Source organism: Rhizobium sullae (genome assembly GCF_025200715.1).
GTDB classification, from domain to species: Bacteria; Pseudomonadota; Alphaproteobacteria; order Rhizobiales; family Rhizobiaceae; genus Rhizobium; species Rhizobium sullae.
On the sequence record NZ_CP104143.1, the window covers coordinates 2,638,803 to 2,651,902 of the forward strand.

15 protein-coding genes are annotated in these 13,100 nt (G+C 60.0%); 6 read left to right on the forward strand and 9 right to left on the reverse strand.

The window, feature by feature from the left end:
• The first annotated feature begins 19 nt into the window (after positions 1-19).
• The 4 genes from N2599_RS13385 (at position 20) to N2599_RS13400 (ending at position 2,515) form a co-directional block, all read left to right on the forward strand.
• A complete protein-coding gene (locus tag N2599_RS13385) occupies positions 20-820 on the forward strand; it encodes a class I SAM-dependent methyltransferase (RefSeq protein ID WP_027510064.1) in 801 nt (266 codons plus the stop codon).
• A 183-nt stretch (positions 821-1,003) separates the two neighbouring features.
• The gene (locus tag N2599_RS13390) at positions 1,004-1,273 is read left to right on the forward strand and encodes a hypothetical protein (protein ID WP_027510063.1); all 270 of its coding nucleotides are present in this window, start codon (positions 1,004-1,006) and stop codon (positions 1,271-1,273) included.
• A 43-nt stretch (positions 1,274-1,316) separates the two neighbouring features.
• Positions 1,317-1,460, forward strand: a complete 144-nt coding sequence (locus tag N2599_RS13395; protein ID WP_156915272.1) for a hypothetical protein — start codon at positions 1,317-1,319, stop codon at positions 1,458-1,460.
• A 269-nt stretch (positions 1,461-1,729) separates the two neighbouring features.
• Positions 1,730-2,515, forward strand: a complete 786-nt coding sequence (locus N2599_RS13400) for a TIGR01458 family HAD-type hydrolase (RefSeq protein ID WP_027510062.1) — start codon at positions 1,730-1,732, stop codon at positions 2,513-2,515.
• A gap of 80 nt (positions 2,516-2,595) precedes the next feature.
• Here N2599_RS13400 and N2599_RS13405 read toward each other — a convergent pair whose 3' ends face one another.
• Entirely contained in the window at positions 2,596-4,161 is a 1,566-nt protein-coding gene (locus tag N2599_RS13405; protein ID WP_084606456.1) for a sensor histidine kinase, read from the reverse strand.
• Positions 4,158-4,880 (reverse strand): response regulator, encoded by a 723-nt coding sequence (locus tag N2599_RS13410; RefSeq protein WP_027510061.1) that lies wholly within the window; start codon positions 4,878-4,880, stop codon positions 4,158-4,160. The genes N2599_RS13405 and N2599_RS13410 overlap by 4 nt, the downstream gene beginning before the upstream one ends.
• 123 nt (positions 4,881-5,003) lie before the next feature.
• On the opposite strand from N2599_RS13410, the gene N2599_RS13415 reads away from it, so the two are divergent.
• Together N2599_RS13415 and N2599_RS13420 are read left to right on the forward strand one after the other, a co-directional pair.
• The gene (locus N2599_RS13415; RefSeq protein WP_132564289.1) at positions 5,004-5,243 is read left to right on the forward strand and encodes a hypothetical protein; all 240 of its coding nucleotides are present in this window, start codon (positions 5,004-5,006) and stop codon (positions 5,241-5,243) included.
• Positions 5,244-5,466: 223 nt separating this feature from the next.
• On the forward strand, positions 5,467-5,730 hold the full coding sequence (locus tag N2599_RS13420) for a hypothetical protein (protein ID WP_027510059.1): 264 nt from the start codon (positions 5,467-5,469) through the stop codon (positions 5,728-5,730).
• Positions 5,731-5,880: 150 nt separating this feature from the next.
• Here N2599_RS13420 and N2599_RS13425 read toward each other — a convergent pair whose 3' ends face one another.
• From N2599_RS13425 to N2599_RS13455, 7 genes are all read right to left on the reverse strand, one after another.
• Positions 5,881-6,849 (reverse strand): ABC transporter ATP-binding protein, encoded by a 969-nt coding sequence (locus N2599_RS13425; RefSeq protein ID WP_027510058.1) that lies wholly within the window; start codon positions 6,847-6,849, stop codon positions 5,881-5,883.
• A 3-nt stretch (positions 6,850-6,852) separates the two neighbouring features.
• Positions 6,853-7,863: an ABC transporter ATP-binding protein gene (locus N2599_RS13430; RefSeq protein ID WP_027510057.1), complete on the reverse strand. Its 1,011-nt coding sequence runs from the start codon at positions 7,861-7,863 to the stop codon at positions 6,853-6,855.
• Positions 7,864-7,865: 2 nt separating this feature from the next.
• Positions 7,866-8,783 carry a dihydrodipicolinate synthase family protein gene (locus N2599_RS13435; protein WP_027510056.1) on the reverse strand — a complete coding sequence of 306 codons (918 nt, stop codon included), beginning with the start codon at positions 8,781-8,783 and terminating at the stop codon, positions 7,866-7,868.
• A 10-nt stretch (positions 8,784-8,793) separates the two neighbouring features.
• Positions 8,794-9,669, reverse strand: coding sequence for an ABC transporter permease (locus tag N2599_RS13440; protein ID WP_027510055.1), 876 nt, complete (start codon positions 9,667-9,669; stop codon positions 8,794-8,796).
• 1 nt (position 9,670) lies between these two features.
• Complete coding sequence (locus tag N2599_RS13445; protein ID WP_027510054.1) at positions 9,671-10,630, reverse strand: ABC transporter permease; 960 nt, start codon at positions 10,628-10,630, stop codon at positions 9,671-9,673.
• Positions 10,631-10,700: 70 nt separating this feature from the next.
• A complete protein-coding gene (locus tag N2599_RS13450; RefSeq protein ID WP_027510053.1) occupies positions 10,701-12,287 on the reverse strand; it encodes an ABC transporter substrate-binding protein in 1,587 nt (528 codons plus the stop codon).
• A gap of 29 nt (positions 12,288-12,316) precedes the next feature.
• Entirely contained in the window at positions 12,317-13,042 is a 726-nt protein-coding gene (locus tag N2599_RS13455; protein WP_037141924.1) for a FadR/GntR family transcriptional regulator, read from the reverse strand.
• Positions 13,043-13,100: the final 58 nt, after the last annotated feature.

Consider the following 13,100-nt stretch of genomic DNA (forward strand, 5'->3'; position numbering starts at 1 on the left):
AAAATCTATGGATAGTTCGATGACCTCAAGCTTCACCATCCACGATGCAGCCGGCTATGAGCAACTCATGGGGCGCTGGAGCCAAAAACTCGCGCCCATGTTCATTGATTTCGCGGGGCTTGCCGACGGCGAAAAGATTCTCGATGTCGGCTGCGGCACCGGCAGCCTGACGTTCGCGCTCGCCAGGACCGCCGAGCTCGGCGAGATCGCCGCGATCGATTATTCTCCCGTCTTTGTCGAGGAAACAATCCGGCGCAACACCGACCCGCGCATAAAGGTCCGGCAAGCGGACGCCTGCGCACTCCCTTTCGATGACGGCACGTTCGACCGCGCCTTGGCGCTGCTCGTCCTCCACTTCGTACCCGAGGCCAGTAAGGCCGTCGCCGAGATGCGTCGCGTCGTCCGGCCGGGCGGCATCGTCGCGGCGGCCGTATGGGATCATCTCGGCGGCATGCCCGGCATGCGCATGATGGTCGACACGGTGGCGGCTCTCAGCGACGCCGGGCGCCAGCTGCGCGCCCGCTATTGCTTCCAACCGATGATGCAACCGGGCGAAATGAAACGGACTTTTGTCGAGCAGGGTCTCGTAAACGTCACGGAAACCCAGCTGATGATCCGCATGGACTATCAAAACTTTGACGACTACTGGACACCGATTGGCGCTGGCGAAGGGCCGCTCGGCAAATATGTGGCCACGCTCGACGCCGCGGAACGGGTGCGCACCGAGGCTGCCGTGCGCGACGCCTACGAGGCCGGCCAGCCCGACGGCCGGAGATCTTTTGCGAACGTCGCCTGGGCCTGCCGAGGTATCGTTCCCTGACCGGATGGCCGGCGGAGCGGGGAATGCTTCCCACGGTTCTGCGCTGGAACAGTTCGTCCGACTAGCGGCCACCGAATGCAATATCGATCTTGAAACGTCACCACGTCGGCGTCTCGATTTGCGCTTATCGCCGGAACAAATTTCTCAAGCTCTCGTTCCGCTGCTAGATGCGGGATCGATAAAATGAGCGACATGGCAGACGAAACGGAAGCGCGGTTGAACGCCCATCGTCGGCTTTTTGTGTCGCTGCTCACAATCATTGCCGGAGATCCCAAGTTTCATCAGGCGTTGGAATCGCTGGTGCGCGACAATGAAACCGTCAGCGATCAGGAAGAAGATCCGGGCGTCGAACCAAGCCGGGCTTTCGCAATTCAAGGCTTAGCGAACGACGAGATCCGCGCAATTCTCAAAGATGCCCTGGCACGGGTGCTTGCGGAGAAGCGAAAAAAGTAAGGACCATCGGTCCTTGCGAAAGCGCACCAAAAGGAGAAGGCCCATGCGCACCCGACACGTCGTCATCGGACTTGTTGTCGTTCTGGTGATCGCTTTTGTTTTGCTCATCATCAATCCATTTGGCAGCAATATACCTGAGCAACAAGGGCAGCCACCCACCCCTCCCGCACAGAACCTGTCGCAGTGATGAAAAGGCAGAGTATGGATGAACAAGCAGCAGAGGCCAGACCAAACTAAGAAGCCGCCCCCGACTTTCTCTGCTGAAGACGTCCGCCAGGGTGAAATCATCCTGAAGAGGAGTTGGCAGCGGTTGGTATTCATCGCCGGTTTGGTCGGCATCATACTACTCGCGCTTCTCTTGGGAGTCTCCGCCACCGTGTAATGCTTTGCCGTTGCTATCGTGACCAGCTCCTTCACAAATTTGACGCACGATGCTTCGGCGTTCATTCTCCTTCTATGATTAGCGGCGTACTTCTGGATCTCGCTGGCGTCATCTATGACGGCGAGGAAATCATACCGGGCGCAACAGATGCTGTCGCGCGCTTGCGCGAAGCCGGCCTTCCTATCCGGTTCGTGAGCAATACGACGCGCTCGAACAAGCAGGCAATCTTAAAGCGGCTGGACGGACTTGGGCTTTCTGTCACAGGTGACGAGTTCTTCACGCCTGCGCAAGCTGCGCGGAAGTGGCTCGAGGAACACGATCGATCGCCATACCTTCTGGTTCACCCCGACCTCGTGCCGGATTTCCAAGGCTTGGCAGGAGGGCAAGGGAAGGCTCTTGTTGTCGGCGATGCCGGCGAGGCTTTCGATTACCAGACACTGAACGCGGCCTTTCGAGAATTGATCGAGGATGCCGAATTCCTCGGGCTCGCGCCAAACCGGACTTTCCAGGATGCCGATGGAAAGCTCAGTCTCGATGCGGGCGCATTCATTACGGCACTGGAGTTCGCAAGCCAAAAGCGCGCTATCATTTTGGGAAAGCCCTCCCCCGAATTCTTCCTGTTGGCGCTCGCTAGCATGAGTTGTTCGAAGGCGGAGGCCGTAATGGTCGGCGACGACGCGGAAACCGACGTTGCGGGTGCCCTACAGGCTGGACTTTCCCAGGCGCTGCTCGTCCGCACGGGCAAGTATCGTCCGGGGGACGAAACCCGGTTCAGGCCGCCGCCAACTGCGACGGTCGACGATATTTCCGCCGCGGCCGACTGGATTCTCGCGGAACACAACACTTGGTCGAGGGAATGATACCGAGCATTCATCTGCTCAGAGGCGTTTAGGGCGGCTGCCGCGTGCTATACTGGCGGTTTCCACTGCTCCAGGCTGGACTACGTCTTCGGCCGGGGCAACGAGAGCGACGCGCGAGCGGGCGCCTGCGGTTCGGCGGCTGGAACGGTGTTATTGCGGGCCGGGCGTTTCAGCGAAATCGCGCTCTTGCTATTTCGGCTTCGCTTTGACGACGGCGGATCAACGCGACCTTCCTTTGGAAGCGAAATGACTGCCTTGAGTCCGGGATTGTTAGGGTATAGCGCGATATCGCCGCCATGCTGGCGCGCCACCGCACGAGCGATTGACAGGCCCAGCCCAACGCCTCCTGTGTCCCGGTTCCGAGATGTTTCCAGCCTAAAGAACGGAGCAAATACCTTATCGGTCATGCCCTCTGGGATGCCTGGGCCGTTGTCTTCAACCACGATATCCACGCCGGCGGCCGACTGCTGGACATAAACTCTGGCGTGGCCGGCGTAGCGGACCGCATTTTCCGCCAAATTGCGGACTGCGCGGCGGAGACCATCTGGACGGCACCGATAAGTCGTCTTATCTCCGTCCATATACACCACCGGCAGGCCAATATCGGCGAGGTCGTCACAAATACTGCTAACAAGCGCCTGCAGTTCGATGGCTCTCGTCTCCTCCACGGTCGACTCGCCCTGTGCGAATGAGATGGCTGCCTCGGTCATGCTCCGGAGTTCGTCGATGGTAGAGACCATCTTCTCTTGAACTTCGGCATCCTTGACGAATTCCGCCCTTAGTCTCAGAGACGTCAACGGCGTGCGGAGATCGTGTCCAATTGCAGCCAGCATCCGGGTCCTGTCCTCGACAAATCGGTGAAGGCGTTGCTGCATTCGATTGAAAGCCTCTGAAGTGCGACGAATGTCGTCAGGTCCTTCCTCCGGAAGCGGTGGCAGGTTTTCGCCTCTGCCCAAAGCTTCCGCCGACACCGCAAGGCGCCGCAACGGGCGGGCAATCCGGCTGGCTATGAAGACGCCGATCAGCGATAGAATCAGGGCGGTTGTTCCCAGGGATGTCAACGACTTCGAGTTCCACCAGGATGTAGTGTCCACCTTGTGGTAGGCGCAGTTCAACCAGACACCGTCATTTAACCTGATGGCCAGGCCATATCCGCTACGGCCATCAAAGTAGACGAACTTTGCAGGCTGAGGCTGGTTCCAAAGCACCTGCATGGGGCTGGTCCAGTTCTCACCAGAATTTGCCTTTGCAACATCCTGTGCGCTGAGGCGGGCTCCAGCGGAGCTCGCATTCAATCCAAACTTCTGGCTGAGATCAACGAAGTTATCCAGAGGGCGCGCCAGCTCCTCGACAGCGCGGCTGCGCCATACGGTAGGATTCGAAATGTCCTCATTTGAGAGCCAGAAGCGCGAGTAACTCGTCTCGCTTGCCAGCAGCACTCGCTCGCGCAGTTCCGGTGCAATTGTTTCCATCAACCGCGTTATCGACGCAGATCGACTAAAGAACTCGCTTTTCATCGCGGCCTGCAAAGCCTTGGCGCGCTCATCCCAAGAGATCAGAAACGTAATCGCCTGCGACACGACGAGGGCGAGAAGCGTAAAGCCGATGAATTGAGCAGCGAGGCTACGTCTCCACCAGTAGATCATTCATAACCTACCTCGACCGAGAGGCTGTAGCCGCCTCCCCAATGGGTCCTGATGATCGAGGGGTTTTTCGGATCTGGCTCGATCTTCTTCCGCAAGCGGCTCACTTGATTGTCGATGCTACGGTCGAAGATATCCGCCACCTTGCCTACAGTAAGATCAAGGAGCTGCTCACGGCTGAGAACGAGACCTGGGCGTTCCAAGAAGACCTTGAGAAGACGAAACTCGGCGGTACTGAGGGGTACACCGACGCCATCATCTCCTGCAAGTTCTTGTCTGCCCATATTGAGTTTCCAATGCCCGACACGAACCACCTTCGCCTTCGTGGATTCGCGCTGCTGTGCCGGAAGACTGTTTGCCCTGCGTAACACGGCGCGAATCCTGGCGAGCAGTTCGCGTGGGTTGAAAGGCTTCACTAGATAGTCGTCGGCGCCAAGTTCCAAGCCGATGATGCGGTCGGTATCTTCCGCCATTGCCGTCAGAAAAATGATCGGCGTGTCCGTCGCTGCTCGAAGTTGGCGGCAGACTGAAAGTCCGTCCTCGCCGGGCATCATCACATCGAGCACGACGAGGTCAACGGCAGTCCGCTCGATGATACGACGCAATGCAGCGCCGCTGTCGGCAACGCTGACCCGGTAACCTTGCTCTTCAAGATATTTGCCAACGAGGTCCCGGATGTCTCGGTGGTCGTCAACGACCGCGATGTGAGCTGCTTTCTGCATGGGCAATGTCCGTCCTGATCGCAGCATCTTATAGAAGGGAGTACCCGTCCGCATCGGAAAAAATGTATCAAAGTTTCACAGCCCAAAGTGCTGCTGTGGATCGGGCCTGCGCGAACGAACGCCATGTTTGCCGGCGCAGCCGCCGTCAATTCTTGGGTGGCAGAACTGCCGACGGAAGATCACGGGCAGGAGAAACGCCGCTACTTTCGATCTCTTGGTGCGTCACGCGTCGTCATGGAAGCAACGCTACAGCTTTATCTGTCGCGAAGATTTACCTGCCTGAGCCCAGCTTGTAACAAGATGTCTCAAAGTTCACTGCTGTTGTCATGCATCGCAAAAGCGCGCAACAAGCGCGTTTCGTGACGCACCGAGTATGCCGAAACCGTCTGTGTTCTAGGGAGATCGGCGGTTTAAGCGTATCTCCCAACTGCCGATCAAGTTTCCCGCGCCTCGACCCGCCTCCCACAACGGCGCCGCGACAGGTCTCCGACATCTCGGGCACATCCCTGCGACATCTTCCCCCTATTCTGACAACCGTACCCGCTCAGCGAACTCGAACGAAGCATTCAGCAAAGGAGACCAAGTCATGAGTGTCGAACTTTGGCAGGTCACCATCATGCGAAAGGTCCTGAACGATTTTTGCGCCCACCACGATATGTCGGTCCGTGATCGAACCGCAATCACAGCCGCAGGGTTCTTGATGAAGTTTGCGACCGAGGGAGAAGCCGACGCAGGTGAGTTTCGGACAAGACTGGACGAAGCGATGCTTGAACATCTCCTCGAGCGAAACTCGGTCGCCAAGCAGCACGGCGGCCACATGGCTCGAACTGACAAGTGCGCCAATCCTTAAGCGCCGTCGGCGGTCGGCCCGTCGCCCTGCCGCGGCCGGTCGGCGGCAAGCACATCTATCGAAAAGTCCGCGACCGAGCCTGCCCTATAGCCGGTTGATGCATCGCCCTCGAAACCATAGTGACCGGCCCTTCACCGCCTTCCTGTTCGATCAGTCGAGATCGTCACGGATGCAGGCCTTGAAGTGTCCTTTCGCCCCTTCTCGTAGCGGTGGCACTATGTTCGCACAGGCCTCGATCGCGACCGGGCAGCGGGTACGGAAGACACAGCCGCTTGGCGGATTGGCAGGACTTGGGATATCACCCTTGAGGATCTGCCGGCTCGTGCGTCGAGCCGGATCGAGCGATGGAACGGCCGAGAGCAAGGCGCGCGTGTAGGGATGCTGCGGGCTTGCATAGAGCTCCCGGCTGGGCGCCATTTCCATGATCCGCCCGAGATAGAGCACGACGACGGTATCGGCGACATATTCGACCACCGCAAGATCATGCGCGATGAACAGCATGGTAAGGCCGAGCCGTATCTGCAGGTCGCGCAGAAGGTTGACGATCTGCGCCTGGATCGAAACGTCGAGCGCCGATACCGGCTCGTCGGCGACGAGCAGGTCAGGTCCAAGCGTTAGCGCCCGCGCAATGCCGATGCGCTGGCGCTGACCACCGGAAAATTCGTGCGGATAGCGGGAAATCGCTTCTGGCGGCAGGTCAACCGATGCGAGAGCCTCAGCGGCCTTGGCGATCCGCTCCGACTTGCTGCCGATCCGCTGGATATCCAGCCCTTCCATGAGGATTTCACCGATGGTCATTCGGGGTGAGAGGCTCGCGAAGGGATCCTGGAAAATATACTGGACGCGCGCGTGCAGGCGGCGGAGTTCCTGACGCGTGAGGCTCGTCGTTTCGACATCGTCAAAACGAATGCTGCCGGAAGTAGGCGCGATCAGTTGCGCGACCATGCGGCCGATGGTTGTCTTGCCGCTGCCGGATTCCCCAACAAGGCCGACGACTTCGCCGCGTCTGATGTTGAACGAGACATCCCGGACGGCACGGACGACCGGGCCGCGCCCAAATGCCACCGGGGCAAAATCTTTGGTCAGCCCACTGACCTCAAGGAAGTGTTGCTGTGACATCATTCAGATCTCCTGCCACCGGATGCAGCGGCTGAACTGGCCCTCGCCGGCGTCGACGAGCGGCGGGTAAGCCTGCGAGCAAGCCTCTATCCGATAGGTACAGCGGGGAGCGAATGGACAGCCCTGGGGGAGGTTCATCAGGCTCGGCACCGATCCAGCAATGGTCGGCAGCGGCGTACCCGCTTCCTTGAGACGCGTCGCAGTTCCAAGGCGCGGCACCGAGCGCATCAGCCCCTTGGTGTAGGGGTGGCGCGGATGGGAGAACACTCGCGCCACGCGACCGGTCTCGACGAGCGAACCGGCATACATGACAGCCACGCGGTCGGCGATCTCGGCAACAACCCCGAGATTATGGGTGACGAACAACATGCCCATTCCGCGTTCCTGTTGCAGCTGGGTGAGCAGATCGAGGATCTGCGCCTGGATGGTAACATCGAGGGCCGTCGTGGGCTCGTCGGCGATCAGCAGCGTCGGATTGCATGACAGTGCCATGGCAATGGTCGCGCGCTGCCGCATGCCGCCCGATAGTTCGTGCGGATATTGTCCGGCACGCCGGCGCGGGTCGGGAATGCCGACATCCTCCAGCAACTGGATGGCATCCGACAAGGCCTCGCGACGGGACTTGCCTATATGAATGCGGATTGGTTCGGCGATCTGCTCACCGATTGTATAGACCGGGTTGAGGCTGGTCAGCGGTTCTTGAAACACCATACCCATGTCGTTGCCGCGCACGCGGCGCAGTGCCTCGCCGCCAATGGCCTGCAGTTCGACGACTTCTCCCGTCTTTCGTCTGAGGCGAAGCGTGCCCGCGGCGATACGGCCGACGCCGCGCGGCAGGAGACCCATGATCGACAAACTCGTTACCGACTTTCCCGAGCCGGACTCTCCCACCAACGCAACGGTTTCTCCCGTCGCCACAGTGAGATGGAGGTCGCGCACGGCGACGACCTCGCGATCGGCGATGTGAAACTCCGTGGTCAGTCCCGAAATGTTGAGGATCGGCTCGGTGCTCATCATCAATCCAAAAGCCCGGTTTGGCGCAGAATGCGATCGATGATCGCCGCCTCTTCATCGTTGAGGGATCGTTGCGGACGAGCCATGATGTTGGTGTCGATGACCCCCAACCTGCGCATGGCGGTCTTGAAGGCACCGACGCCCGCGGAGCCTGCACTGGTCCTCGCCAGGCTGACCCAGACCATCTCGAAAAGCTGGCAAAGCCGCTCCTGCTCCCGGCGCGCCGCGATAAAATCGCCCGCCTGGCATAGATTCCAGAGGCGCACATAGCCGTGCGGATCGACATTGCCGAGGCCGGGCACGATGCCATGCGCTCCCATGTTCACGACGCTGTCGGCCACGATCTCGGATCCGGTCATGGCGAAGAAGTTGGGTAAATCAGCCGTGTCGGTCATGACATAGCGAAGATTGCCATCATCACCGCTTGAATCTTTAAGCCCAGCGATCGTGCCTTCGCGGGCGAGCATGACGGTGGTCCGACGTTCGAGCTTGGTGCCGACGCAGACCGGTATGTCGTAGGCAATCACCGGTATGTCGACCGCCTCCCGGATATAGCGAAAGTGATCGATGGTCTCGGATTGATTGGTGCGCGTATAGAACGGCGCAGTCACGACAATCGCATCGGCACCCGCCGATTGCGCTACCCTTGCGTGGGCAATCACGCGCTCTGTCGTTGGATCGATTACGCCAACCAAGATCGGCACGCGGCCGCGCACTTGCTCCACCGCATGTTCGATGATGCGCCGCCGCGCGGCTTCGTCATGAAACACGACCTCGCTGGTCGATCCGAGAACGAACAGGCCGTGCACGCCACCATTGAGCAGATGGTTGATGACACGTGTGAATGAAGGATAATCCACTTCGAAAGCCGTGGTGAGCGGAGTGACGACGGGTGGAATGACGCCGGTAAACAGGGGCATGTGCGACCTTTCAGTTAAGTTCGGAGCGCGGGTCGAAGGCATCGCGAAGCCCATCACCCACGAAGTTGATGGCGAGAACGGTTACGACGAGCGCCGCGCCAGGGAACATCCATTGCCAGGGATAATTTTCGAGCACGTTGGTCGCGCGGGCGGCGTTCAGCATATTGCCCCAGCTCGCTTCCGGTGGCGTGACGCCGAGCCCAAGGAATGAGAGGCCTGCCTCCAGCAGGATCCCGCTCGCCACCTGCAGGGTGGCATAGACCACGAGAATATCGATCGTATTGGGCAGGCCATGCCGAACCAAAAGGTGCCAGAGGCCGGCGCCCATGCCGCGAGACGCCACGACGAAGTCCCGCTCACGCAGTTCCAGCAGCCGGGCCCGTATCATGCGCGAGAGAACCGGCCACGAGAGCAGCGAAATCACGAGGATCGTCGGCATGATGCCGCTACCGACGATCGAGGCGAGGACCAGGAGGAAAATAACTGGCGGCAAGGTCATGGCAAGGTCTACCAGCCGCATCGTTACACCATCAACGACGCGCCCAGCGAAGCCGGCGACCGCTCCGACGAAGAAACCGATGAACGTGGAAATCGCCATCGAGGTGGTTGCTACCAGCAGCGAGGTCTGCCCGCCCTGCAACAGCCGCGCCATGATATCGCGCCCCACGCCGTCGCTTCCAAGCCAATGGGTCGATGAGGGGCCATGATTCATTGCCAGCAGGTCGATGTCATTGGGCCTGTAAGGCCACCATAGGTCATAGGTGAGCGTGAGCAGCAGGATCGGAATCAGGATAACCGAACCGGCCACGGCCGCTCCGTTGTTGAGAAAGCGCGACATAGCACGACGGATGGGGCCGGCCGAACGGGTATTCGTCAAGCTGGTCATCTCACGCTACCTTGATACGCGGATCGACGGCGGCATAGGCGATGTCGGTCAGCAGGTTGACAAGTATGACGCAGGCGCCGGTGAGCAGCGTCGCACACATGATCACGGGATAGTCGCGCCGGACGACCGCGTTGATCATCAAGAGGCCCATGCCCGGCCAGTCGAAAACGCTCTCTATGAAGATGGCACCGCCGATGGCGATGCCGATGGTCGACCCGATCAACGTGATCACCGGCAGCAAGGCATTGCGCACAGCATGTTTGACGATGACCCAGAACTCGCGGACGCCCTTGGCGCGCGCCGTGCGCACGTAATCCTGCGACAGCACCTCAAGCAGCGAAGAGCGCATGTACCGCATGATCAGCGCACCATGGCCGATTGACAGCAGGACGGCCGGTAGGATGAGGTGCGCCATCAGGTCGCCGACGGAAAAGGGAGCGCCTGGCGTCAGCATCCCGCCGGCCGGCACCCACCGCAGGACGACCGCAAACATGTAGAGCCCCAGCAGCGCCGTCAGGAAGGCCGGGCTCGAAATTCCGACGAAAGCCGCTGTTGAAAGCGAGAGATCGGTGAGCTCGTTGCGCCGGACCGCGGCAAGAATGCCGGTCGCAATTCCAACGACGACGGAGATGGCAAGCCCGCTGAACATCAACAGGATCGTCGGTCCGATGCGGCCGAGGACAAGCGGCAAGACCGGTTCGCCGCCGCGCTGGATCGAATAGCCGAAATCTCCGGTAACGGCCGCACCGAGCCAGGCAAGATACTGCACCGGCAGCGGCTGGTCGAGACCAAGGCGCGTGCGCAGCACCACAAGGTCCGAGGCCGACATCGGGACCGATGGGTTGATATAGGCATCGATGGGGTCGCCGGGCGTAAGCCGCAGCAGCGTGAAGATGAGGACGGTCAGCGCCAGCAGCATCAGCAGGCCGACAGCCGCTCGGCGGAGGATGTATTGCAGCATGTTTCACCAACAGGGCCAGCTGGAGATGCGGCCGGACATCATAGTCCGACCGCCTCGGCTCACCCGCACATTATGGAGCGATATCCCACTTCTCGGGATGGGAGACGAACGGACCGCCACCGGGAGCCGGCGTCCAGAAGAAGTCCTGGAGCTTGCCTGACACGACGCCATAGCGGCTTGCGACCCACATCGGGCTCCAGGGAAGCTGAGCGTTCATTTCCCTGCAGACCTGCTGCCACTTGGCATCCGCCTGGGCCGGATCGGTTTCCGCCATCGCGGTGTTCAATGCCTCGGTGAGTTGAGGCATCTCGACACGCATGATGTTGTTGCCGGCCGGCGGTATCTGGGCGGCATTCAAGCCGACGTTGAGCGAGGCGGGGTTTGGCCCGTTCTGCAGCCCGGCATAGACCAGCGGGAAGTCCGGCCACTTTTCGCTTCGCACGATCCCGTTGTAGCTCGGGACGTCGAGGGCGCGCGGAACCACGTTGATGCCTACCTGCGCCAGCATCGCCTGGATCGCGGCCATGACGTTGGCGACCTGCGGCGTATTATAATAGGTCAGCCACGGGATCGGCTTGTCGCCATTGATCTTCTCCCAGCCGGCTTCCGCGAGCAGGTCTTTCGCCTTCTGCGGGTCATAGGCATAGTCGCTCAGATCCTTCGGAACGAGCTGCGGCGCGACATAGCCGCAGTTGGCCAGCTTGGCCGCGCCGCCAAACAAGCTTGAGATGATCGCGTTTCGATCGATGGCATGCATGACCGCCTGACGCACGCGAAGGTCGTTCCAGATTCCAGCCCTGTGATTAAAGCCGATGTAGTTCACGACATAGGAGTCGCCTTCAATGACACGGAAGTTGTCATTGCCCTTGAAGGTCTTGGCGTCGTCGGGTTCGGCGAAGGTGAATTGGATTTCTCCCGCCGAAAGCGCCGAGACGGCTGCAGCGGGATTAGCGAAATACCGATTGATCAGGCGATCAACCTTCGGCCTGCCGCCCCGATAGCCGTCATAGGCCGCCATTTCGACATACTGATCGCTGACATACTTCGTGAATTTGAAAGGACCGGTGCCGACCGGCTTTGTCGACCACCACGGGCTCTTGGCAATTTCCTTGACGTCCATGGACGACAAGGCGTGTTCTGGCAGCATCATCACCTGCGACAAGACGGACAGGAATGCCGAGTTGGGTTTGCTAAGCTTGACGACGGCCGTGTGCTCGTCAGGCGTTTCGATCGATGCGATGCCAGCGAGCCGCGCGGCGAAAATACTGCCGCTCTCGGCGTTCTTGGCGAGTTCCAGAGTGAACTTGACGTCTGCCGACGTGAAAGGCTTGCCGTCGTGCCAATTCGTTTCGACAAGCTTGAATGTGTAGGTCAGATTGTCTTCGCCGACGGCAAAATCGGATGCCAGCGCACCGACAAGCTTTGAGAGATCGGACGTGTAGATGACCAGCGGCTCGAAGTAGGTGTTGAGCCAGGTGAAGCCGGCGGTGGCGGTTTGCGGGTTGAAGTTGCCGGGGAAACCGCCCGGCCCGACGTCAAAGCCACCGGTAATGGTCTTTTCCGTCTGCGCCGCAACCGGCGCAGGCACCATCGCCGTGGTGACGGCTAAAGCAAAGGTCGCCGCTGCCAGAAGGCGGCCGAAATTCCGTCGATGCATGCTCTCCTCCTCTTGTGTTGTTTATTTTGTTACTGGACCGGCTCAGCCCCCTCGGGCCGGTTCATCGCGATGACTCGCCTAATTCCGGAATAGTGTTCGCTCAGACGCCTGCGCGCAGCCTCGACATCTCTGGCCGCCACGGCCTCGACGATCTCATGATGATCCCGCCAGGTCGCCAGGGGGTTAGGACTGGCCAGATTTGCGAAGCCCGAGGCCTTGTAGAAAGCAGACCAGAAGATATCGATCAGCGCGCTCAGCATCTTGTTGTTCTGGCAGCGGAACAGAAGCTGATGAAATTGCTGATCCTCCTCGGCAAAGCTTTCACCGTGTTCGGCGTGCTGGCGCATGCGATCGGTAATGCGCCGAAGCTCGGCAAGGTCCTGCTCGTCCATCATCTCGATGGTTCTGTCGATGAGGCCGGCTTCCAGCACGCGGCGGATCTCCAGCAGCTCCTCGACATCGCGCAGCGACGCCTGCAGCCCGTAGGCGAGGTTATCCAGCAGCGGCCCAAACGAAAATTTCTTGACGAAAACGCCGATGCCGCGCCGCGTCTCAAGGATGCCCACCGATTCCAGCGCCTTGATCGCCTCACGCACGGAATTTCGACCGACCCCCAACTGCTGCGCCAAGAAAGTCTCAGGCGGCAGAGCAGCACCAGCCGCAAGATTATTGTCCTCGATATAGCTGCGCAGGCTCTCCTGAACGCTGACGTGCAGAAGCGGCGGGCGCTCCAGCGGCTTTATCGGCTTGGCCAAGAATGACCCCCAGTGCAATTTCGCTTCGATGCGCTAGGTATATCGACTTGTAGGATAT